This window comes from Adlercreutzia sp. DFI.6.23, from assembly GCF_024462535.1.
Classification (GTDB): domain Bacteria; phylum Actinomycetota; class Coriobacteriia; order Coriobacteriales; family Eggerthellaceae; genus Adlercreutzia; species Adlercreutzia rubneri.
The window spans coordinates 1-318 of sequence record NZ_JANGBP010000347.1 but is presented as its reverse complement, the minus strand read 5'-3'; the positions used below and the strand labels follow the sequence as shown (position 1 = coordinate 318).

The 318-nt window shown below is 69.2% G+C and carries 1 pseudogene; it reads right to left on the bottom strand.

Going from position 1 to position 318, the window contains the following annotated elements:
* Positions 1–318: pseudogene (locus NE591_RS13665) on the bottom strand (hypothetical protein); the annotation flags it as partial.

Genomic DNA, 318 nt, shown 5'->3' with positions numbered 1-318 from the left:
CTCCGCGCCCTCGGGCAACTCCGGCCTCTCGCTCAGGCCGCCCGGCGCACCCGACCCATCGGCACCGATCAGGCCAACGGCGTCGCCGCTCTTACCGGCAGCATTGGGATCCTGCCCCGCGGCCGCCGCGCCATCAGAACCGTCGGTCGTCCCGTCCGTCGTCGCGTCGTTGGAGTCGCGCTCGGCCACCGCGGCATTGATGCCGTCATCGGACGCAGTGTTGTTCAGCTCGCCGTCGTTGACGATCACTTCCTGGGCCTCGATGCCCTCTTCGCAGCCCGCCACCGTGAACGTGCCGCCATCCATGGTGAACTTCGT